The sequence below is a fragment of the Novilysobacter selenitireducens genome, assembly GCF_020026895.1.
Taxonomy (GTDB): domain Bacteria; phylum Pseudomonadota; class Gammaproteobacteria; order Xanthomonadales; family Xanthomonadaceae; genus Lysobacter_C; species Lysobacter_C selenitireducens.
Genome location: NZ_JAINZW010000001.1, coordinates 402732 through 424517, shown reverse-complemented (window position 1 = coordinate 424517; position 21786 = coordinate 402732). Strand labels below are relative to the sequence as shown.

Here is a 21786-nt window from a genome sequence, read left to right as displayed (position 1 = left end):
CGGTGTTGCGCGCGCCCAGCCATGGGCGCGCCAGTGTCGGACACCCGCGCGCGGCCGCCCCCTGCCGGAAGGCGGCCTGCCTAAAGGCAGGCCGTGCCCGGGCCAGTGAACCCGACCCCGTTGCTGGCCTCCCCATTGCTGGAGCCGCACGCAAAAAGGCCCGCACGACGTGCGGGCCTCCGTCAGGCACGGCGTTTTTCGCGTCGCTCAGAAGTCCCAGCGCGCCAGCAGCGATACCGGGACCGACACGCGGCTGCCGGTGTCGTTGATCGACCCCAGGCCCAGGCCGCCGATCGCGCTGTCGTCGCCGTCGAGGTCGTCGATGTACTGCACGCCGGTCTGCGCGACCAGGCTGAAGCGCTCGCCCACGGGGAACAGCACGCCGACGTCCACGCCGGCGCTCACCACCCAGCCCTTGTCCGTAAACGGCACGTCGTTGATGGCGATGTCGGCATCCGGAATCTCGAACGTCGCGCGGATCTCTTCGGTTTCGGTTGCGCCCACGCGGCCGGCGATGAACGGACGCACGCCGCCGGGCTGCCTGAAGTAGTAGCGGTAGCCGACCTCGGCGCTCCAAGCCTCGTAGTCGCTGAAGGTGCCGAAGACGGGCAGCTCGGTGTTGAGTGCGGGCACGAACGCGCCGCCGACCTGCACCCTGCCCTCGTCGGCATGCATCTCGCGCAGCTGGCCGAACACCTCGGCGCGGTCGCTCAGCCCGTAGACGAACTCCAGCCCGTACGCGGTGGCATCGCCGTAGATGCGGTCGTGGCTGCGCGCGCCGATGCGCAGCTCCGCGTCGACGCCGGCCAGCGCCGGGTTCAGCGGGCCCAGGTCCGGGACCGTAGCGACGGCGCCGTCGTGCACGTCGCCGTCGACCGGCATGTCGATGCCGCCCAGCAGCGAGAACGACCAGCGGCCCTGCTCGGGGCCGGCGGCGGACGCCGGGGCGGAAAACGCCAGCGACAGGCCGGTCAGCGACAGGCCGGCAGCGAGCAGCAGATTGCACTTCATGGGGGGTGCTCCTCTTTGGTTGGGGTGGGCACGTTGCGGGGGCAACGTCGCGACCAGTTACGCCTCCGGGGCGGGGATGGATGCAGCCCGGTGGCCGCGCCTGCCGGTGTGGTGGGGCGTGTCCGGCAGAGGCCCGGCACACAACCCCTGCAGGTCAGCGTGGCCCAGGGCATGCAGTCGGCGGGCGAGCACAGCGCGATCCGCGGTTTGATGAACACCGTCGGCGCGCATGAACCAGGCGTTGACCCACCGCGGTGGACACTCGTGGCACGGGAGCGCATTCCTGCGCCCGGCCGCTATGAGAGGAGACACCTGTCCATGATCCGTTCGCTGATGAAACTCGCCATTGGATACGCCGTGACCCGAGCGCTCGCCAAGTCCGGGGGCCCCGCAGGCCTCCTGAAGTCCGTGTTCTCGTCCGGCAGCAACTCAAGCGGCTACGACCGACGCACCAACCGGGGAATCCTTCGCACCCCTCGCCAGAAGCGCGCGGACGCACGCGGCCGGCATTGAGCGCGGTAGCCCGGGTAAGGCCATCGGCCGCACCCGGGTTCCTAAGAGACAGAGTCCCGGGTGCGCTGCGCTTACCCGGGTTACCCTGGCTTTGCTATCCGGTGAGTGACGCTTAGCAGGGCTACGGCCGGCTGCGACGCCAGTTAGCGCATTGGCGCTATCCTGGCCGCCGGGGAGGGGTCCGGCATGGCCTTTTGGTGGGTTAACCACAAGCAGACACGCGACCACGAGGTTAGTGGCGGCTATCTGTGGTCGCCCATGCGCAACGCGAACGGCGCGTTCAACCAGACGTACGAAAACATGAAGTACGTCCGGCCGGGCGACATCGTCTTTTCGTATGCCAATGGTCGAATTGGCGCGGTCGGCCAGGTCGTCGATGCGGCGACGGCCAGCCCGAAGCCGACCGAATTCGGAAATGTGGGTGACTACTGGTCAGACGACGGTTGGCTGGTCAGCGTGTACTTCAGTCCCGCTCCAAGCCCGCTTCGACCTAAGGAGCACATTGGCACTATCGCTCCGTTGCTCCCATCCAAGTACTCGCCCATCCAGAAGAACGGCGACGGGAATCAAGGCTGCTACCTCGCCGGAGTGTCTGATGCACTCGGTCATACGCTGCTTGCACTTCTAGGGGTTGAGGCGCAGCCGGAGTTCACCCAGCAAGTTGCGGTCGCACAACCCAACGCGCAGGTGTTGGAAGACCTACACCGCATCGAAGGCGACCCGTCGATTCCGGAGACGCAGCGCATACAGCTCACGAAAGCGCGCGTGGGGCAAGGGTTGTTCCGAAATCGTGTCATGACGCTGGACCCGCGGTGTCGCGTGACCGGCGTAGAGGATGCTCGCCTCCTCATTGCCAGCCACATCAAGCCTTGGAGAGACTCGACCAATTCCGAGCGCATCAACGGCTTCAACGGGATCATGCTGTCGCCGCACGTCGATGCCTTGTTCGATGAGCGTTTGATCTCCTTCGAGGACGATGGCCGGATGCTGATGCACCCGGGCCTGAGTAATGACGTGCTTTCGCGGTGGTCGATTTCCACATCGACAAAGGTCGAGCACTTCCGCCCCGAGCAGTCAGCCTTCCTGCATCACCACCGCGCTGCATTCGCGGCTAAAGCGAGCTGACACTTAGTGTTGCCGGTGGCGTGCTGGAGCCACCTCTGCGAAACTCCGCGCCGCTCCATCGCCGACGTGTCGGCTTGTGGCACCCGCCCGCACGGAATGCGGCGGAGCATGGACCGCCCGGCCCAGCCGTTCTGGCATTGCCGGGCTCGCAAATGGAACGTAAGGACACTGCAATGCAAAACCTCATTTCCCTCACCCTGTCCGAGCAGGACCTGGCCGACCTGGATGGCGCGCTGGAGACCCTGCGCCGCGTGTTCGCGCCGATGATTGCGCTACAGCCGGCGCAGCGCCGTGACCTCTACAAAATGGGCGACAAGTCCGAGACCTTCTGCCGGCAGACGCTGGCGCTGCTGGCGACCAACCCGCAGATGGTGCCGCCCAACCTGGGGCTAGCCGAGGCGCAGGCCGACCTGGTGGCGTTGGACGCGCTGCGGCCGCGGCTGATCCAGTTGCGGCAGTTGCTGGAGCGCGGCGACGACACCGAGATGGCCCTGGGCAGCGACATCATCGGCGTCGCGCTGGAGGGCTACGCCCTGCTCAAGGTCTCGGGCAAGGGCGAAGCACTGAAGGGCGCCCGCCGCGAGCTGTCGGCCCGCTTCGCCAAGGGCACCCGCGCCCCCGAACCGGAGGCCGCCCTGGCCGAATGAGTCACCCGCGACGCCCGAAGCGTCGCCGTTGAGTGTTGGAGCCTGGCGGGTGAGGTGCAACAGCCTCATCCGTCAGGCTTTTTGCTTCGGGGGTGAGGCTTTTTGCCTTGGCGTTGAGGCTCGGAAGGTCTCGCGTGAAACGGATTACCTCAAGGCAGTGGCACACGAGCCTGACGTATGAGGCTTGGAGCTTGACCGAAAGGCCAATCCGCCTCGAAGCCGGGGCACAACCTCTCACCTTTGAGGTTCGGACTGTCAGGGCCGAGCAGCGATGCCTCAGTCGAGCGGTTGGCAGCCCAAGCGCTCACGTCCCCGTAAGTAAACCTGACCCTGTTGTTCCAGACCGTGAGAGCCCGCGACCTGGAAGTTGACCTGACACCCTTCTTGCCGTGACTTCAGCCTTGCGGGCACAAGAGGACTAGTCAAGTGGCGAGAAAAGGTCGTCATGAGGGACATCGTCCAACGCCTGACAATATCGAACGTCTAGTAAGCGCTTAAGCGCAGCAAAGTTTGGGGTGTCCTGTCGGATCACTAAACCCCAGGTGTGTGCATTTGCGGCGACGGCGATTTTCTTCTGCGCTACCAAATCGTCCCCATAAAGAACATCCTCGGGCACCTCAAAGTCAATGTCGCTCTCCTCCGAGCTCATTATTTCCATGGTCAAATTCCTATAACCCGAAGGGTCGAAACTAGAGGCCTTTGCCTTAACCCTAAAATCCACCACAGTGTTGGCAATTAAATTAAGGATCTGCCAATCTAGCATTCCTTCGCTTCTGAGCCCTTCGACCCAAGATATGAATCGAGGACTGGAGCGATAGCGCAGCAAACTTTTCCTGACAGGTGATATTGCCCTCCGGTATCGGTTCCTCAAGAACTCTTCGGCTCGCTCCTTGCTGTACCCAGGCCCCGGACCGTCTGGCCACTTAAGCTCAGCATGCTCACGCAATCGAATATCTTCGGCGTCTTCCGGCCTGATGGCCCGAGAGAATCGCGATGAAAATGTTTCTGGGACCGCCAACTCGACGTACAGCTCCCAGTACGGCCTTATGAGAAAGGCTCGCGCCGGAAGCTCGTTCTTGAAAGCCCCTCTGAGGGCCTTCATGACTCGCTCGCTTGACATAGCGCTACACGCAACGAAAACGGAACTCGCGACCGCTAGAACTTCGGCTGCGGCACGCTCTACCTCTTTAGCATCGCCAAACTTATGCCGACGGAGGACAACTTCGAAGACAGTCTTTGCGTTGTCAGGAACGCTAGTCACCGCGACCTCATCTGCATCACCAACAGAAGCTCTTATCTCCAGAGCGGTTGGCAAAAGACACAGCTCTGCCCGAGCCAACTCAGCAATGGCTATCTGGAGGACCGCGACGAACTGCTCTACAAAGGGAATCTCATCAAGCCCATTCAAACACGAAACTTCCCACGTAATCCCTAAGGCACGCCATCGATATGTGCGGCGCACACCGCAGTCTGCAAACGGCGCGCCCCAAAATTCCGATGACGCTGCTTCATCGATCTCGGCAGCCGTCATTTGCTCATATCTCTCCAAAGGGAGCGGCGGATTGAGCAACTCGGCTTTTATTACTTCCGGAATAGGCGCCTTCCTCAACGACTCTTCATAAGCCGAAACGGCAGTTGCGCCGCCCAGGGCGCGCGCCCATGATCTCGCGATCAAATAGTGCAGCAAGCTCGCTTGAACATTCTGATGATCTGCCCACTCATCGGGGCCCGAGACATGCGAATAATGCGCCAAGAGGAATAATGGGTATGTCTCACTCATAGACATCCATTCACCCGCAGCGTACTGGACCAAACCGTGCACATGCAGTGCGTCAGCGAGATAAGCCTTTATGTCTTCATCCGACGACTTGGCTGCCAAGAATACCGCCCCCAATGCGTGATACTTGGCTGCGTATACTAGGCCGATTTTCTTGTATGCGTCGCTTAATGTAAGCAACGCAAGCAACGACCCTCTTATTGTATCGCCGGTGAACCAACGGACTCGAGCGCGATGAAGTTGGTCGATGGCGGCAAGCGTCTTGTCAGCATTTAGCAATTCGATAGCGCGGTCTCGGCTCTTCTCGGCCACGACGTACCCTTTCGACCGCTCTTGCAGGACTTTCTCAACTCGCGCCACGAGGTTCGTGTACCGCGGATCATCTCCAAGCAACGGGGCGAGCTTTGTCAGAACATCTGCAAAGTCTTCAATTGGGTATAACGGAGCCGCCTTTGCGGCCGTCACTAGCTTGGCCCACCATTTGAAAGTTTGGTCCGTATCTGTTTTGGGCGTTAGACCTCCCAAATAGGCTAGCTGACACAAATGAGCTCGAGTTTCGAGAAGTGCCGCTGTTGTATTTGCTCCACTGCTTCGGGCAAGTTCGCGATCAACTACAGCTGCCAGCTGAACGCTCCAACCGTGCAACTTCTCCGGCTCGATGCTGAATTGACTGCACAAACTTGCCGTCGTGCAATAGCTCAGCAGGATTGATGCGTCTTTCAGCGAATTGGTCTCGTGCGACTGCCCCCATTCAGAGAAGTAGGCCTCGACAAGCGTCCTGTTTGCGTCCAGGTTATTGAGCCCCCTGAGCGCGGCTACGCATATCTCGTATGTCGCCCGACGCCTCAACTCTTCGGGTGTTGCGCTTGCGAGAAATGTCTCCATGACTGCGAGCCATCGCTTCAGGTCGGGCTTATGCTTCTCGCTGAACGTCGCACGCCGAAGCCCGAACTTGACGTCCACAAAGTCGGCGTAGTTGAACGGTTGCGCAGCTTCCGCAAGCCACTTCTTCCTTGCTCGTTCGTATGGGTCGGTGTCATCTCCAGCCAGCCTCGGAAATAGCTCAGAGGGGACTCGAAGATACTCTTCAGCAATCCAGAATAGGCCTGGGAGCGAAACTTGCTCGGCGATTGCCTGAGCATCAAGGACCTCGAGCCGGATATCGTGTAAATCCCGACACCAGGCCTGTACTCGATGCCTGATAGCTACGGACACGTTCTGGTTTGAGAAGAAATAGATAATGTAAGGCTTACCTCCTGCAGCTATCTCCTGGACGTCAGTTTTAATTTTCTTCTCAATGCTTGTCCGCTGTAGCGAACATGCGAAGACCAACGGCTTTGACTCTCCCTCTCCAAAGAACAGGGAAGAGCCAGCGGAAGTACGGCGCACGAACGAAGTAAAGGTTTCAAAGTCTCGCCCTTGGTCTCCGCCCGCGGACACGGGACCTGTAGCCGGCAGAACGTGCGGCGTAATACTTGCTCGCACCAAATGACGACACATGTGCTCAAACTCGTGATGCGCGTTGGCTGCGTTTAACTGATCCAATTGAAACCGGATTCCAGCGATTAGCTTAAGTGGCGACTTCATTGGTGAATGCATTCGACTATCCCGCTTTTGGGAATGGCACAGAACATCGTGAAGATGCATGTTTCGACAAAAAAGGCGGCCCACGGCCGCCTTCTTCTAAACAGGAGGACAGATTCAAACCCCAATCGGATTCGGTTTCTCAGCATCGATCCTGTATTGCTTCACCGCCCGCGCCACGTCCTTCGCGCTCATCTTCCCCTCCGCCGCCAGCGCCTCGATCGCCGCCAGGGCGATGTAGTGCCGGTCCACCTCGAAGTGGCGGCGCAGGTTGGCGCGGGTGTCGGAGCGGCCGAAGCCGTCCGTGCCCAGCACGGTGTAGCGCATCGGCACGAACTCGCGGATCTGGTCGGCGTACACGCGGATGTAGTCGGTGGCGGCGATGGCCGGGCCCTGCTGCTTTTCCAGCAGCTGGGTGACGTACGGCTTGCGCGGTGACTTGGCCTCGGGGTGCAGGCGGTTGTGGCGGATGGCGTCTACGCCGTCGCGGGCCAGCTCGTTGAAGCTGGGGCAGGACCAGATGTCCGCCGTCACGCCGAAGTCCTTGTCGAGGAGGTCAGCGGCGGCGATGACTTCGCGGAGGATGGTGCCGGAGCCGAGGAGTTGGACGTGGGGGCCTTTGCTGGTCTTCTTCTTGGTGGAGCTATCCGACTTCGCCGAACCCTCACCCGAAGCGGCGGCGCCGCTTCGACCTCTCCCGGAGGGAGAGGTGGAGTCGAGCAGGTACATGCCCTTGATGATCCCCTCGGCGCTGCCTTCGGGCATGTCGGGGTGGGCGTAGTTCTCGTTCATCAGGGTGACGTAGTAGTACTCGTCCACCTGCTCGGCCAGCATGCGCTGCATGCCGTGCTGGATGATGGTCACCACCTCGTAGCTGAAGGTGGGGTCGTAGCTGCGGCAGTTGGGGATGAGGCCGGCCTGCACCATGCCGTGGCCGTCCTCGTGCTGCAGGCCTTCGCCGTTGAGCGTGGTGCGCCCCGCGGTGGCGCCCAGCAGGAAGCCGCGGGCGCGCATGTCGGCGGCCTGCCAGGCGGAGTCGCCGATGCGCTGGAAGCCGAACATCGAGTAGTAGATGTAGAACGGCAGCATCTGCAGGTCGTTGGTGCTGTAGCTGGTGCCGGCCGCCATCCAGCTGGCGAACGCGCCCGCCTCGGTGATGCCCTCCTCCAGCACCTGGCCGGCCGCGTCCTCGCGGTAGTACATCAGCTGGTCGCGGTCGACCGGCTTGTACTGCTGGCCCTTGGGCGAGTAGATGCCCAGCTGGCGGAACAGGCCTTCCATGCCGAAGGTGCGGGCCTCGTCGGCCACGATCGGCACGCAGCGCGGGCCGACCTGCTTGTCGCGCAGGGTGATGTTGAGCATCTGCACGAAGGCCATCGTCGTGCTGATTTCGCGCTCGCCGGTGGACTTGAGCAGGCGCTCGTAGGTGTCCAGCTTGGGCACCTCCAGCGACTGGCTGGCCTTGCGGCGACGCTGCGGCAAAAAGCCGCCGAGGGCCTTGCGGCGCTCGAGCATGTACTGGACTTCGTCCGAGTCCTTGCCCGGGTGGTAGAACGGCACGGCGCCGTCCTTCAGCTGGTCGTCGGTCACCGGGATGCGGAAGCGGTCGCGGAAGAGGCGCACGGCCTCGTCGTCCATCTTCTTGGTGCCGTGGGTGGGGTTGAGCGACTCGCCCGAGGCGCCCATGCCGTAGCCCTTGACAGTCTTGGCCAGCACGACGGTGGGCATGCCCTTGGTGTTGGCGGCCTCGTGGTAGGCGGCGTAGACCTTGTGCGGGTCGTGGCCGCCGCGGTTGAGGCGCCAGATGTCCTCATCAGACATGTTGGCGACCAGCTCGGCGGTCTCCGGGTACTTGCCGAAGAAATGCTCGCGCGTGTAGGCGCCGCCGAAGGCCTTGCAGTTCTGGTACTCGCCGTCGACGGTTTCCATCATCAACTGGCGCAGCTTGCCGGTGGTGTCGCGCGCCAGCAGCGGGTCCCAGTAGCTGCCCCAGATGGTCTTGATGACGTTCCAGCCGGCGCCGCGGAACTGGCCTTCCAGCTCCTGGATGATCTTGCCGTTGCCGCGCACCGGGCCGTCCAGGCGCTGCAGGTTGCAGTTGATGACGAAGATCAGGTTGTCCAGGCCTTCGCGCCCGGCCACGGAAATGGCGCCGAGGGACTCGGGCTCGTCGGTTTCGCCGTCGCCCAGGAAGCACCACACCTTGCGGTCGGACTTGGGCATCAGGCCGCGCGCTTCCAGGTACTTCCAGTTGCGGGCCTGGTAGATGGCGGCGATCGGGCCCAGGCCCATCGACACGGTGGGCAGCTGCCAGTAGTCGGGCATCAGCCAGGGGTGCGGGTAGGAGCTGATGCCGCGGCCGTCGACTTCCATGCGGAAGTTGTCGAGCTGGTCCTCGGTCATGCGCCCTTCCAGGAAGCTGCGCGCGTAGATGCCCGGCGAGGAGTGGCCCTGGATGCCGATGAGGTCGCCCGGGTGGTCGTCCGACGGGGCGCGCCAGAAGTGGTTGAAGCCGACGTCGTAGAGCGTGGCCGCCGAGGCGAAGCTGGCGATGTGGCCGCCCAGGTCGCCGGGCTTGCGGTTGGCGCGCACGACCATGGCCATGGCGTTCCAGCGGATCAGCGAGCGGATGCGCCATTCCATCGTGCGGTCGCCGGGGCTCTTGGGCTCCAGGTGCGGCGGGATGGTGTTGATGTATTCGGTGGTCGGCGAGAACGGCAGGTGCGCGCCGGCGCGGCGCGTGACCTCGACCATGCCCTGCAGCAGCTGGTGGGCGCGCTCGGCGCCGTCACGGGCGATGACGGCCTGGACCGACTCCACCCATTCCTGGGTCTCGGTGGGGTCCGGATCGTTCTGCATCAGGTCGTCGAAGGGGCTCTGGTACGTCGTCGTCATGCGCCTCGCGGCCCCGTGGCCGCGCCTCGTTGTCGATGGGGGAAATAGAGGTGGGATTCTAGCAGCGGGGGTGGGGGTGGCTTTGGGGTTGGGGTGGGCGGTTTGGTTGGCGGGGATGGGGGGCGGGAACGTACGTGGGCGTGTGGTTGGTGGGGTTTTGTAGGAGCGGCTTCAGCCGCGATGGATGTACGGCAGACGCGACGTGGTTGCGTGCCGATGCAGGAGCGGCTTCAGCCGCGATCGTGTGCCTGAAGGGATGCGGCGTGGCTGCCTGCCTTTGTAGGAGCGGCTTCAGCCGCGATCGGGTTGTGGCGTGGGTTGCATGGGGCGGTGTTCGCGGCTGAAGCCGCTCCTACAGGGGTTCGGGGTGGCGTGGGTTGCATGGGGCCGTGATCGCGGCTGAAGCCGCTCCTACAGGGGAATGCGGGTTTTGCTGATGGTGGCGTTGAATGCGGCACGCCACGCTCGGCCGATGGGACACGCAGCGCTCAGGAAGGGCCGCCGGTCGATCACGGGACAGGTGTACCTGGTGACGTTCACCACGGCGGGGCGTGCATGCCATTTCGAGGACTGGTCGATTGCGGCGGATGCGAGCCGGATCCTCGGTGACGCATCGTCATGGGCGCCGTCGAAATTCCTGGCGTGGGTGCTGATGCCGGACCACTTCCATGGACTGGTGCAGCTGGCAGATGGGGACGCGCTCGGTCAATGCGTTGGTCGGGTCAAGGGAATCTGCGCGCGTGTACTGCGCACCAATTACCCAGACGCCGCACGGATATGGGATCGAGGCTTCCATGATCGTGCCCTGCGTGCGGAGGAAGACGTGCGGGCGGCGGCGCGATATCTGATCGCCAACCCGTTGCGCGCCGGATTGGTCGAGCAGATCGGTGACTATCCGTTCTGGGATGCGATCTGGCTTCGTAGCGACGAGCCTTTGTAGGAGCGGCTTCAGCCGCGATCGGATGGCGGCGTCGGTTTCATGGGGCGGTGTTCGCGGCTGAAGCCGCTCCTACAGAAGACCTCGGGACTTCTGACGGCGGTCGCTTGACGCTGCCCTACCCCACGCGGATGCTGCGGGTTCGGCCGGGACGGGGCGACGCGATGGCGACGGGCTCGGGGGGTGCAGGCAGGGAACGTGCTGGCACGGCAGTGGAGGCCGTGGCCTGGATGCACAGCCTGCGCACACGGCTGACGTTGTGGACCAGCCTGGGCAGCGCGGCGCTGCTGCTGGCGGTCATCGGCCTGACCTACGTGGCGGCCCGCCAGATCCTACTGGAGAAGGCGCGCGAGGGCGTGCGCGCGCAGGCCGAGCAGATCGCCATCGGCATGGAGCGGACTTTCGAGGCAGTGGCCATCGCGGCGGGCACGCTGGCCGAGGGCGTGCGCGAGGCCGGGCACGACCGCGAACGGCTCGACGGCCTGCTGCGCACGGTGGTGGTGGCCGATCCCAACATCGTCGGCGCGATGCTCGTGCTGGAGCCGGGCGCGCTGTTGGCCGGTGGCGCGGGACATACCTGGTACGTACGCCGGCAGGGCGACGGCACGCTGTACGAGCAGAGCATGTCGGAACGCGGCTACGACTACCGCAGCGAGTCGTGGTGGCACCGCACGCGCAACGGCAAGCGGCCGTGGTGGTCGGAGCCCTACCGCAGCGAAGCCACCGGTGGCGAGCTGTTCGTCACCTACAACCGGCCGGTGTGGGCGGTGCGCGGCGAGCAACAGGACCCGGTGGTCGGCATGGTCAGCGTCGACGTGCCGGTGCACTGGCTGCGCATCGGCCTGGGGCAGGAACTCACCGGCGACCTGACGCGTCGCATCCTGCTGAGCCCGGAGCGGCGCTTCGTGGTCCACCCGAATCCCGATCTGGAACTGCAGACCACGCTCGACGAGCTGGTGACGCAACCGGCGTACGGCCGGCTCACGTCGCTGGTGACCGCGCTGCGCGCCGGCGAAGGCGCGGAGGCGACGTACCGCGACCCGACCACCGGCGCCAACCGGCTCACGCTGATGCGCCCGCTGGTCGACAGCGGCTGGACGCTGGGCCTGAGCGTGTCCGAGCGCCTGGTGCTGGAAGAGCTCAACGACACCACGCGCGCCGTCGCGCTGGGCAGCGCGCTGGCGGTGCTCAGCCTGTGGCTGCTGATGGGCATTACCGCGCGACGCGTGACACGGCCGCTCGGCGGTCTGACCGAGTCGGCGGGTCACTTCGCCGCCGGCGAGTTCGACTGGCCGCTGCCGCACACGCAGCGACGCGACGAGGTCGGCGTGATGGCGCGGGCGTTCGACCACGCGCGCAGTTCGATCAAGCAGCAGATGGGCGAGATCGAGGCGATGGCCGCGGCGCGGCAGCGCCTGGACAGCGAGCTGGCGATCGCGCGCGACATCCAGCTGTCGATGCTGCCGGCACCGCGGCGCCTGCAGGCCGGCGGCGCGGTGGTCGAGGTGCATGGCGCGCTGGAGCCGGCCAAGGCGGTGGGCGGGGATTTCTACACCTTCTTCGAGCGCACGCCGGGGTCGCTGTGGTTCGTGATCGGCGATGTGTCCGACAAGGGCGTGCCGGCGGCGCTGTTCATGGCGCGCACGGTGACGGTGCTGGAAGCGGCGGCGCGCGTAGGCGGCCAACCCGACGACGCGTTGCGCGTGGCGGCGCGGCAGCTGGCCGAAGGCAACGACGCGTGCATGTTCGCCACCGTGCTATGCGGCGTGCTGGACACGGCGACCGGCGCGCTGGTGCTGGCCAGCGCAGGACACGATGCGCCGGCGCTGTTGCGCGTGGTCGGCGGCGCGGCATTCATACCGCTCGCCACCGGCAGTGCGCTGGGTCTGGACAGCGACGGCGACTACCCGCTGTGGCGCGGCACGCTGGCGCCGGGCGAGGCGCTGGTCGCGTTCACCGACGGCATCACCGAGGCGTTCAACGACGCGCACGAAGCCTTTGGCGAGGCGCGCCTGCTGGGCGCGCTGGAGCCGGGACGCGATGCGGCGTCGCAGTGCGCGGCACTGGTGGCCGGTGCGCATGCGCATGCCGCCGGCGCGCCGCAGTCCGACGACATCACGGTGCTGGTGATCGCCCGCGCGGTGGCCATGCACGACGACACACACGATCCATCCGACACCCGGGGAGGTGCCACGACATGGACATCCGCCTGAGCGTACCGGCCGAGCGCGAGCGGCTGGACGACCTGACTGCCGCGATCGCCGCGGTGATGGAACGCCACGACATCGCACAACCCGTGATCGACGACGTGGTGCTGATCGCGGAGGAGGTGGTGTGCAACACCGCCGACTACGGTTTCGATGCCGGGCAGGATCGCGAAATCGTGGTCGCGATCCGCGCGGCCGAGGCGGCGTTGCACCTGCAGTTCCGCGACAACGGCCGGCCGTTCGACCCGCTGTCGCAACCGCCACCGGACCTGGACGCCGGCATCGACGAGCGGCCCGTCGGTGGGCTGGGCGTGCACCTGGTCCGGCAACTGGCGCGGCGCGTGGACTACGTGCGCGACGGTGCCTACAACGTGCTGGACGTGACCCTCGACCTCACCCCCTCGGAGACCGGCGATGCACCTTGATATCCAGACCGCGCCGCGCAGCGGCACCACCCAGCGCGTCGCCCTGTTCGGCCGGCTCGACACCCACAGCTACCCGCAGCTCGATGCCGAGTTGGCGCCCATGCTGGACGGCGGCGAGCCGCCGGTGATGTCGCTGGTGCTGGACCTGGCGGGGCTCAACTACATCAGCTCGGCCGGCATCCGCTCGATCTTCAAGGCGCGCAAGGCGCTGACCGCGCGCAACGGCAAGCTGCTGGTGGTCAATCCGCAGCCGCAGATCCAGAAGGTGTTCGACGTGGTCAAGGCCGTGCCGATGAGCGACATCTTCACCTCCGTGGCCGAAGCCGACGCGTACCTGGACATGGTCCAGCGCAAGGTGGTGAGCGGGGATGAGGATGAGTAGTCCGGCGCGCGGCGTTGGACGGTGTCCTTTGTAGGAGCGACGTGAGTCGCGATGGATGTCTGGCTGAGCGACGTGGGTGTCAGGTGCGGCATTGTCGTGCTCCCCGCTTGCTGTAGGAGCGGCTTCAGCCGCGATCGGGATGCGGCGCGGGGTGCATGGAGCGGGGTTCGCGGCTGAAGCCGCTCCTACAGGGGGAGCGTCGTTGTTTGAATGGCGCGGTCGCGACTTACGTCGCTCCTACAAGGGGTTGGGGATTCGCGGCTTTTGTAGGAGCGACGTGAGTCGCGATTGGATGTCTGGCCGAGCGACGTGGGTGTCAGGCGCGACTTTGTCGAGATCCCTGCCTTCTTTGTAGAAGCGGCTTCAGCCGCGATCGGGATGCGGCGCGGGGTGCATGGAGCGGGGTTCGCGGCTGAAGCCGCTCCTACAGCGGGCGTCGTTATTTGGATTGGCGCGGTCGCGACTTACGTCGCTCCTACAAGGGCATTGGGGGATCCGCGGCTTTTGTAGGAGCGACGTGAGTCGCGATTGGATGATTGGCTGGGCGACGTGGAGGCGGCCTAGCGCGTGGCGCCGAACCATTTGCGCGGCAGCAGCAGCTTGAGGGCGCGTTCGGCGCTCTTGCGGCGCAGGCCGGGCTGGCAGAGGCCGCGCCAGATGGGGGCGAGCCAGTCGCGGCGGGGGCGGTCGAGGATCGCTTCGCGGGCGTCGGCTTCGATGCGGTACATGCGCACGACGTCTTCGGCGGCGGCACGCGTGGTGGGCGGCAGGTCGGACGCCTGCGCCAGGCAATGGGCGAGGTCGTCCGCGGTGCCGCGGTAGAACCGCGTCGTGCGCTCGTAGCGGCGGCGGAAGGCGACCTCGCGCGGTTCGTCGCGGGCGAACACGCCCGCACTCACGCTGCCCGCGTGCCGGCGGTAGCGCAGCAGCGGGGTGTCGATGAACCGGCCCTCGCCCAGCAACGCGCCGCGCAGGCTCAGTGCGTTGTCCTCGATCGGGCCGAGCAACGGCCCGAACCGGTCGAACACCTCGCGCCGGAACGCGAGCGACGCGCCCAACAGGCTGACCAGCCGGCCGGCCCGCACGAAATAGTCCATGCCGAAGCGCGCCGGGTGCGCGCGCGTGCCGCCGCCCGCCGGGCGGCTGTCCGCGTCCATGCCCTCGACCTGGCTGCCAACCACCATCGTGCCGGGCTCGGCCTCGAACACCTGCAGCAGCGTCTGCACGCGGTGCGGGAAGGCGATGTCATCGCCCGCCATCATCACCACGATGTCGCCGTCCAGCAGCGGCAGCACATCGTTGACGTGCCCGGCCACGCCGAGGTTGCGCGGCGTCTGGCGCACGGTGACCGTGTGCGGGCCGTCGTAGCCGGCCAGGTGGCCCCGCGCGATGTCGAACGTGCCGTCGTCGCCGCAGTCGTTGGAGACGACGATCTGGCACGGCACCGTCTGCGCCAGCGCCGCATCGAGCGCGTCGCGGATGTAGGCCGCGTCGCGGTAGCACAGCAGGGCGATGCTGACGCGCGGCGCGGCCATGTCGACGCGATCAGCCGCCGAACGCGGCGCGGATCTGCGCGTCGACCGCGGCAATCGCGGTCATGTTGACCACGCGGCGCGGCGTCGCGGCCGGGGTCAGGATGTGCGCGGCCTTGTCCAGGCCCATCAGGATCGGGCCCAGCGCGACGCCTTCGGTCATCACGCGGATCATGTTGTAGGTGATGTTGGCCGCGTCCAGGTTGGGCATGACGAACAGGTTGGCGCGCCCGGTCAGCGTGGTGTTGGGGAAGATGCGCTGGCGGATGCCTTCGTCCCAGGCGGTGTCAGCCATCATCTCGCCGTCGACTTCGAGCTTGGGCACGCGCGCGGCGAGGATCTCGCGCACGCGGCGCATCTTGGCCGCGCTGGGGTTGTCGTGGCTGCCGAAGTTGGAGTGCGACAGCAGCGCGACCTTGGGCTCGATGCCGAACAGCTTCAGGCGGTAGCTGGCCTGCAGCGTGGCCTCGGCGATCTGCTCGGCCGAAGGGTCCAGCTGCACGTGCGTGTCCAGGAAGAACCACGTGCCCTGGTTGTTGATCACGCCGGTCATCGCCGCGGTGCCGTGCACGCCCGGGTCGAAGTCGAACACGCTGCGCAGGTAGCCCAGCTTCTTGTGGAAGCGGCCGACGATGCCGCAGATCATCGCGTCGGCTTCGCCGCGCTCGACCATCAGCGCGGCGATCAGCGTCGGGCGCGAGCGCAGCAGGTTCTTTGCCGCGGCAGGCGTCACGCCGCGGCGCTCGGTCAGCGCGTGGTACTGCTGCCAGTACTCGTCGAAGCGCGGGTCGGAATTGATGTTGGTCAACTCGAAGTCCACGCCCGGGCGCATGCGCAGGCCGAGGCGCTCGATGCGGGTCTCGATGACGTCCGGGCGGCCGATCAGGATCGGCGTGGCCAGGCGCTCGTCGATCACCGTCTGCACCGCGCGCAGGACGATCTCCTCCTCGCCCTCGGCGTACACCACGCGCTTGCGGTCGCTGCGGGCGCGGTCGTAGACCGGCTTCATCAGCAGGCCGGTGCGGTGGATGAACTGGCCCAGCTGCTCGACGTAGGCCTCCATGTCCTCGATGGGACGCGTGGCGATGCCGGTCTCCATCGCCGCCAGCGCCACCGCCGGGGCCAGCATCACCAGCAGGCGCGGGTCGAACGGGCGCGGGATCAGGTACTCGGGGCCGAAGGTCGGCATGTCGCCGGTGTAGGCGCTGCCCAGGTCGGAGGCCTCCATCCGCGCCAGCCGCGCGATGGCGCGCACGCAGGCCAGCTTCATCGCCTCATTGATGCCGGTGGCGCCCACGTCCAGCGCGCCGCGGAAGATGTACGGGAAGCAGAGCGCGTTGTTGACCTGGTTGGGGTAGTCGCTGCGCCCGGTGGCGATGATGCAGTCCGGGCGGACGGCCTTGGCGTCCTCCGGCAGGATTTCCGGGTACGGGTTGGCCAGCGCCAGGATGATCGGGCGCTCGGCCATGCTCGCCAGCATCTCCGGCTTGAGCACGCCGCCGGCCGACAGGCCCAGGAAGATGTCGGCGCCCTCGACGATGTCGGCGAGCGTACGCTTGTCGGTGTCGCGGGCGTAGCGTGCCTTGTCCGGGTCCAGGTTGGGCCGGCCGGTGTAGAGCGCGCCGTCGCGGTCCACCGCCAGGATGTTCTCCGGCTTCATGCCCAGCGCCACCAGCATGTCCAGGCACGCGATGCCGGCCGCGCCGGCGCCGGCCGTGGCCAGCTTCACCTCGCCGATGTCCTTGCCGACCACTTCCAGCGCGTTGAGCACGGCGGCGCCGACGATGATCGCGGTGCCGTGCTGGTCGTCGTGGAACACCGGGATCTTCATCCGTTCGCGCAGCTTGCGCTCGACGATGAAGCACTCCGGCGCCTTGATGTCTTCAAGGTTGATGCCGCCGAAGGTCGGCTCCAGGCTGGCGATGATGTCGACCAGCTTGTCCGGGTCCTTCTCGTCGACCTCGATGTCGAACACGTCGATGCCGGCGAACTTCTGGAACAGCACGCCCTTGCCTTCCATCACGGGCTTGCCGGCCAGCGGGCCAATGTCGCCGAGGCCCAGCACCGCGGTGCCGTTGCTGATCACCGCCACCAGGTTGCCGCGGGCGGTGTAGTCGAACGCGGTGGTGGGGTCGGCGGCGATCTCCTCGCAGGCGTAGGCCACGCCCGGCGAGTACGCCAGGGCCAGGTCGCGCTGGGTCACCATCGCCTTGGTCGCGATGACCTTGATCTTCCCCCGCGGGGCGATGCGGTGGTAATCGAGCGCGGCTTGCTTGAAATCGTCGGTGTTGGACATCGGGGCGTCGGCCAGGGGCGGCTGGGGGCCCCCGATTCTAGCGGAGCGCGGGGGCGGGGCCTTTTCGTCGCGGCAGGATCGACTTCAGGCCCGTGATGGCATGGCCCAGGCCATTTGTAGGAGCGACGTGAGTCGCGACCGTGGTCCGGGGTCAGTCGCGAACGCTGCCGGTGCTGGTGGGTTCGGTCGCGACTCACGTCGCTCCTACAGGCGAGGTTGGGGCGTCCAGGAGTTCCTGCGTCCCGCCCGACCTTGTAGGAGCGGCTTCAGCCGCGACCGTGGGTCCGGGGTGGGTCGCGAGCCCTGCCGGTGGTGGTGGGTTCGGTCGCGACTCACGTCGCTCCTACAGGAGAGCATGCGGCGTCGACTTCGTCGGCGTTCAAGTGCCTTGGTAGGAGCGGCTTCAGCCGCGATCGGGAGGCGGCGTCGGTTGCAGGGGGCGGTGATCGCGGCTGAAGCCGCTCCTACCGGAGGCCGGCGACCGTCAGAGGGTCAGGTGGCCGTCGTCGGCGTTGACGGCGTCCAGGCGGATGCGGTTCGCGAACAGGGAGAACGCCAGCATCCCGGCCAGGCCGTTGGCGCGGGTGATCCACGGCGGCATCCAGCGCGCGGGCACCAGGACGCCCGATTCGAACAGCGGTTCGAAGCGCTGCACGTCGGCCAGGGTCATCTTGCCGGCGAACAGCCAGCGGCAGGTCTGCAGCTTCTGGGTGCGCAGCGCCCAGCGGAAGAACGTGTGCACGCCGATCAGGCCGCGCAGGTACACCGCGTCCTTGGTAAAGGCCGAACCGCCGTCCACCGGTACGCCGCGGAACACGCGCTGCGCCGACGAGAAGCTGTCGACCGGGCTCTGCTCCTCGGCCATGAAGTAGTTGAAGACCTCGATGAAGTCGGCGCCGTCCATCGCCATCGCGACGGCCTCGATGCGCAGGCTCAAGCGCTTCATGCGGCCGATGTCGATGCTGCCGGTGATCTGCTCGGCGAAGGTCGCCAGTCCTTCCTGGGTTTCGGTCACTCGCGGCGACGGCAGCGCCAGGCTGGACAGCACCGGCTGCTCGCGGCCGTTGAGCGCGGTCAGCGAGTGCACGAACGCCTCGTGCTGCAGCAGCTGGTCGCGGTCGTAGTCGCTGAAGGCGGCGCCGCCGCGCAGGCGGATGCGGGTGGCGCCGGCGGCGGCCTTGGCGATCAGGTTGGGGTCGATCACCACTTCGATCACGCGGTCGTCGAAGTAGCTGTCCAGGTCGCGCTGCAGTTGCAATTGCAGCGCAACCGCCGAGATCGAGATGTGCTCGGCCGGCGCCATCAGCTCGTGGTCGAGCTCTTCGGCGATCGATATGAAGTGCCGGGCGGCATCGCGCGTGGTCGGGCCGTTGCCGGGCAGCGGTTCGTCGGGGCGGCCGAACAGGCGTACCGAGTGGGTGGTGACGGCGGTGGTGCCCAGGCACTCCAGCAGCGCCGCGGCCTCGTCCCAGCTGGCGGTGGATTCGACCAGGTACTGGCCGAGCGGATGCTCAGGGTCGGCAGCCTTCGAGATCGCCGACAGCTCGCGGCGCACCTCGCCGAAGTCGTGGCGCGGGTAGTCGATCTTCGGCAGCACCGGGTTGCCGGCGGCGTGCGCGGCGAGAAAGCGGCGTTCGACCTCGGCCGGCCAGCTGGTCAGGGTGAGCAGCTTGATGTCGCGCACGGCAGCGACCATGCGCGCATCCAGCGCGGCGTGGCGGGCGATCTCCGGGGCGTCAGCGCTTTCCATACTTGTCGGCCAGGCGCTTGCCCGGCGCCTTGGACTGGGTCTTGTCGTCGGCGGTCTCCGCGCGCCGCTGGGCGAGACGACCGGCGGCGCCCGCCACTTCGTCGCCGAGCTTGCGGTAATTGGCGAAGCGCTGCGCGTCCAGCGTGCCCGCCTCGATCGCCGCGCGCACCGCGCAGCCGGGCTCGCGGTCGTGGGCACAGTCGCGGAACCGGCACTGCGCGGCCAGCGCCTCGACGTCGCCGAAGTTCTCGGCCACGTCCTCCTCGCCGGTGGGCTTGAGCTCGCGCATGCCGGGCGTATCGATCATGCACGCGCCGGTCGGCAGCGGGATCAGCGCGCGGTGGGTGGTGGTGTGGCGACCGCGCGAGTCGCTCCCGCGGACCTCGCCGGTCTTCATGCGTTCGATGCCCAGCAACGTGTTGGTGAGCGTGGACTTGCCCGCGCCCGACGAGCCCACCAGCACCACCGTGCGACCCGGCCCCAGCCACGGCTTGAGCGCAGCGACCGAGCCGGCCTCGCGCGCGTTGACCGTGCGCACCGCCACGCCCTGCGCGGCAAGTTCGGCCAGCGCCGCGACCGCCCCGGGCAGCGCGTCGGCGCCCTCGGCCATCGCCATGTCGGCCTTGGTCAGCACCACGACGGGCTCGGCGCCGCCGCGCACCAGCAGCAGGTAGCGCTCGATGCGGCGCGGGTTGAAGTCGGCGTCCAGCCCGCAGACGACGAACACGGTGTCGACGTTGGCGGCGATCAGCTGCTGGCGGTAGTGCTCGCCGGCGGCGCCGCGCTTGATGGCGGTGCGGCGCGGCAGGAGTGCGGCGACCTTGCCGGACTCCAGCGCGCCTTCCACCAGTACCCAGTCGCCGACGGCGGGCCGTTGCTCGGGGTCGACCCCGCCCTTGCGGGTGTTGGGCGGGCGCTGCCATTCGGGCAGGGACTCGACCGAATGCGTGTCACCGCTGGCGTCCACCGCGATCTGGTAGCCGCTGCGGTGCTGCTCGACGATGCGCGCCGGCCACGCCGCCGGGTGTTCGGCCATGAGCGCCTGCCAGGCCTCCACGGAAGGCAGGCCGTCGGGCTGCAGGGGCCAGCCGATCGCCTGGAGCGCGGCGGGGGTGGAGGTCAAGGGTGTGCGGGACGCATGGGCATGGCGCGGATTCTAGCCCCGCGCGGGCACCGGGCCGCCCGCGGCACGCCGGCGCGTGGCTGGAACGGGCGCGCGGGCACGTTCTCCCGGTCGGGGACTGCCTTCCACGCCCGCTCCGACGCCACCGGTGGAATCGGCTAGGCTGCCCGCTCCTTCCCAGACCGCCCTGCCCGATGTCCAGCCTGAAGACCCGCGAACGCCTGTCCGAAGTCCGTTACGAGATCCGCGGCGAGCTGGCGCGGCGGGCGCGCGAGCTGGAGGCCCAGGGCCGGCGGCTGATCAAGCTCAACATCGGCAACCCCGGGGCGTTCGGGTTCCGCGCGCCCGAGCACCTGCAGCGCGCGATCGCCGAGCGCATCGCCGACACCGACCCGTACACGCACCAGCAGGGCCTGCCGGCCGCGCGCGAGGCGATCGCCGCGTTCCACAAGCAGCGCGGCACGCCCAACGCCACCCCGGAGCGGGTGTTCATCGGCAACGGCGTCAGCGAGCTGATCGACCTGAGCCTGCGGGCGCTGCTCAACCCCGGCGACGAGGTGCTGCTGCCCTCGCCCGACTACCCGCTGTGGTCGGCGGCGACGATCCTCAACGACGGCCGGCCGGTGTACTACCGCTGCGCGCCGGAGAACGGGTTCCTGCCCGACCCGGACGAGATCGAGAAGCTGGTGTCGAGCCGCACGCGCGCCATCGTCCTGATCAACCCCAACAACCCGACCGGCGCGGTGTACCCGCGCGAACTGCTCGAGCGGATCGTCGCCATTGCCCAGCGCCACAAGCTGCTGCTGATGAGCGACGAGATCTACGACTCGATCCTGTACGACGGCGCGGAGTTCCAGCCGCTGGCGCCGCTGGCCGGCGACGTCCCGTGCCTGTCCTTCGGCGGGCTCAGCAAAGTGCATCGCGCCTGTGGCTGGCGCGTGGGCTGGGCGGTGCTGTCGGGCGACCCGCTGCTGTCGGGCGAATTCCACCACGCGATGGACCTGCTGGGCGCGCTGCGCCTGTGCGCCAACGTGCCGGGGCAATTCGCGATCGAAGCCGCGCTGCATGGCGAGGACACCATCGCCGCGCTGTGCGCGCCGGGCGGGCGGTTGTACGAGGCGCGACGCGCGGTGGTCGACGCGGTCGGCGCCAGCGCCCATCTGTCGCTGGTCGAACCGGGCGGCGCGCTGTACGCGTTTCCGTCGGTGACGGGCGCGGCGCGGGTCGGCTTCGACGACCATGCTTTCGCCCTGGAGCTGCTGGAAACCGAGGACGTGCTGGTGGTGCCGGGCTCGAGCTTCAACGTGCCCTACCGCACGCACTTCCGCGCCACGCTGCTGCCGCAGCCCGATGAACTGCGCGAGGTCTTCGCGCGCATCGAACGCGTGCTGGACCGACATGCCGAGCGGGCGCAGGCGCGGCAGACGGCGGTGGCTTGAGGGGTGTTCATTGCCACGGATGGCACGGATAAAAGCGGGGTGGCCTTGATCCCTTCTCCCGTCGGGAGAAGGTGGCGCGAAGCGACGGATGAGGGCCCGGCCAAATCCGTGCAGGTTGTGGCGCCGGCGACTCCGCCGAACCC

15 protein-coding genes are annotated in these 21786 nt (G+C 66.9%); 8 read left to right on the top strand and 7 right to left on the bottom strand.

All coding sequences use genetic code 11. The features are described from left to right. Positions 1-207: 207 nt before the first annotated feature. The gene (locus K6753_RS01840) at positions 208-1011 is read right to left on the bottom strand and encodes a hypothetical protein (protein ID WP_223674473.1); all 804 of its coding nucleotides are present in this window, start codon (positions 1009-1011) and stop codon (positions 208-210) included. 318 nt (positions 1012-1329) lie between these two features. On the opposite strand from K6753_RS01840, the gene K6753_RS01835 reads away from it, so the two are divergent. From K6753_RS01835 to K6753_RS01825, 3 genes are all read left to right on the top strand, one after another. Next, entirely contained in the window at positions 1330-1524 is a 195-nt protein-coding gene (locus tag K6753_RS01835) for a hypothetical protein (protein WP_223674472.1), read from the top strand. A gap of 186 nt (positions 1525-1710) precedes the next feature. Next, a complete protein-coding gene (locus K6753_RS01830; protein WP_223674471.1) occupies positions 1711-2649 on the top strand; it encodes an HNH endonuclease in 939 nt (312 codons plus the stop codon). Positions 2650-2822: 173 nt separating this feature from the next. Beyond that, the gene (locus K6753_RS01825; RefSeq protein ID WP_223674470.1) at positions 2823-3296 is read left to right on the top strand and encodes a beta/alpha barrel domain-containing protein; all 474 of its coding nucleotides are present in this window, start codon (positions 2823-2825) and stop codon (positions 3294-3296) included. A 418-nt stretch (positions 3297-3714) separates the two neighbouring features. On the opposite strand, the gene K6753_RS01820 is transcribed toward K6753_RS01825, so the two are convergent. Continuing rightward, the gene (locus tag K6753_RS01820) at positions 3715-6462 is read right to left on the bottom strand and encodes a hypothetical protein (protein WP_223674469.1); all 2748 of its coding nucleotides are present in this window, start codon (positions 6460-6462) and stop codon (positions 3715-3717) included. A 312-nt stretch (positions 6463-6774) separates the two neighbouring features. Then, on the bottom strand, positions 6775-9516 hold the full coding sequence (gene aceE, locus K6753_RS01815; RefSeq protein ID WP_425492055.1) for a pyruvate dehydrogenase (acetyl-transferring), homodimeric type: 2742 nt from the start codon (positions 9514-9516) through the stop codon (positions 6775-6777). A gap of 457 nt (positions 9517-9973) precedes the next feature. On the opposite strand from aceE, the gene K6753_RS01810 reads away from it, so the two are divergent. The 4 genes from K6753_RS01810 (at position 9974) to K6753_RS01795 (ending at position 13503) form a co-directional block, all read left to right on the top strand. Then, positions 9974-10492, top strand: coding sequence for an REP-associated tyrosine transposase (locus tag K6753_RS01810; protein ID WP_425492038.1), 519 nt, complete (start codon positions 9974-9976; stop codon positions 10490-10492). A gap of 227 nt (positions 10493-10719) precedes the next feature. Continuing rightward, positions 10720-12702, top strand: coding sequence for a SpoIIE family protein phosphatase (locus K6753_RS01805; RefSeq protein WP_223674467.1), 1983 nt, complete (start codon positions 10720-10722; stop codon positions 12700-12702). Continuing rightward, positions 12687-13121 carry an ATP-binding protein gene (locus K6753_RS01800; RefSeq protein WP_223674466.1) on the top strand — a complete coding sequence of 145 codons (435 nt, stop codon included), beginning with the start codon at positions 12687-12689 and terminating at the stop codon, positions 13119-13121. The genes K6753_RS01805 and K6753_RS01800 overlap by 16 nt, the downstream gene beginning before the upstream one ends. Then, a complete protein-coding gene (locus tag K6753_RS01795) occupies positions 13111-13503 on the top strand; it encodes an STAS domain-containing protein (protein ID WP_223674465.1) in 393 nt (130 codons plus the stop codon). The genes K6753_RS01800 and K6753_RS01795 overlap by 11 nt, the downstream gene beginning before the upstream one ends. A 560-nt stretch (positions 13504-14063) precedes the next feature. On the opposite strand, the gene K6753_RS01790 is transcribed toward K6753_RS01795, so the two are convergent. The 4 genes from K6753_RS01790 to rsgA form a co-directional block, all read right to left on the bottom strand. Next, positions 14064-15038: a glycosyltransferase family 2 protein gene (locus tag K6753_RS01790; RefSeq protein ID WP_223674464.1), complete on the bottom strand. Its 975-nt coding sequence runs from the start codon at positions 15036-15038 to the stop codon at positions 14064-14066. 10 nt (positions 15039-15048) lie between these two features. Continuing rightward, positions 15049-17331 carry an NADP-dependent malic enzyme gene (locus K6753_RS01785; RefSeq protein WP_223674463.1) on the bottom strand — a complete coding sequence of 761 codons (2283 nt, stop codon included), beginning with the start codon at positions 17329-17331 and terminating at the stop codon, positions 15049-15051. A 484-nt stretch (positions 17332-17815) separates the two neighbouring features. Continuing rightward, the gene (locus tag K6753_RS01780) at positions 17816-19081 is read right to left on the bottom strand and encodes a flavohemoglobin expression-modulating QEGLA motif protein (protein WP_223674462.1); all 1266 of its coding nucleotides are present in this window, start codon (positions 19079-19081) and stop codon (positions 17816-17818) included. Beyond that, positions 19068-20204, bottom strand: coding sequence for a ribosome small subunit-dependent GTPase A (gene rsgA, locus K6753_RS01775; protein ID WP_223674461.1), 1137 nt, complete (start codon positions 20202-20204; stop codon positions 19068-19070). The genes K6753_RS01780 and rsgA overlap by 14 nt, the downstream gene beginning before the upstream one ends. A gap of 194 nt (positions 20205-20398) precedes the next feature. Here rsgA and K6753_RS01770 point away from each other — a divergent pair, with 194 nt between their 5' ends. Next, on the top strand, positions 20399-21643 hold the full coding sequence (locus tag K6753_RS01770; protein WP_223674460.1) for a pyridoxal phosphate-dependent aminotransferase: 1245 nt from the start codon (positions 20399-20401) through the stop codon (positions 21641-21643). Positions 21644-21786: the final 143 nt, after the last annotated feature.

Coding starts and splice junctions, on each gene's coding strand:
- K6753_RS01840 (WP_223674473.1), bottom strand. CDS start 1,011: ATGAAGTGCAATCTGCTGCTCGCTGCCGGCCTGTCGCTGACCGGCCTG.
- K6753_RS01835 (WP_223674472.1), top strand. CDS start 1,330: ATGATCCGTTCGCTGATGAAACTCGCCATTGGATACGCCGTGACCCGA.
- K6753_RS01830 (WP_223674471.1), top strand. CDS start 1,711: ATGGCCTTTTGGTGGGTTAACCACAAGCAGACACGCGACCACGAGGTT.
- K6753_RS01825 (WP_223674470.1), top strand. CDS start 2,823: ATGCAAAACCTCATTTCCCTCACCCTGTCCGAGCAGGACCTGGCCGAC.
- aceE (WP_425492055.1), bottom strand. CDS start 9,516: ATGCAGAACGATCCGGACCCCACCGAGACCCAGGAATGGGTGGAGTCG.
- K6753_RS01810 (WP_425492038.1), top strand. CDS start 9,974: ATGCGGGTTTTGCTGATGGTGGCGTTGAATGCGGCACGCCACGCTCGG.
- K6753_RS01805 (WP_223674467.1), top strand. CDS start 10,720: ATGCACAGCCTGCGCACACGGCTGACGTTGTGGACCAGCCTGGGCAGC.
- K6753_RS01800 (WP_223674466.1), top strand. CDS start 12,687: ATGGACATCCGCCTGAGCGTACCGGCCGAGCGCGAGCGGCTGGACGAC.
- K6753_RS01795 (WP_223674465.1), top strand. CDS start 13,111: ATGCACCTTGATATCCAGACCGCGCCGCGCAGCGGCACCACCCAGCGC.
- K6753_RS01790 (WP_223674464.1), bottom strand. CDS start 15,038: ATGGCCGCGCCGCGCGTCAGCATCGCCCTGCTGTGCTACCGCGACGCG.
- K6753_RS01785 (WP_223674463.1), bottom strand. CDS start 17,331: ATGTCCAACACCGACGATTTCAAGCAAGCCGCGCTCGATTACCACCGC.
- K6753_RS01780 (WP_223674462.1), bottom strand. CDS start 19,081: ATGGAAAGCGCTGACGCCCCGGAGATCGCCCGCCACGCCGCGCTGGAT.
- K6753_RS01770 (WP_223674460.1), top strand. CDS start 20,399: ATGTCCAGCCTGAAGACCCGCGAACGCCTGTCCGAAGTCCGTTACGAG.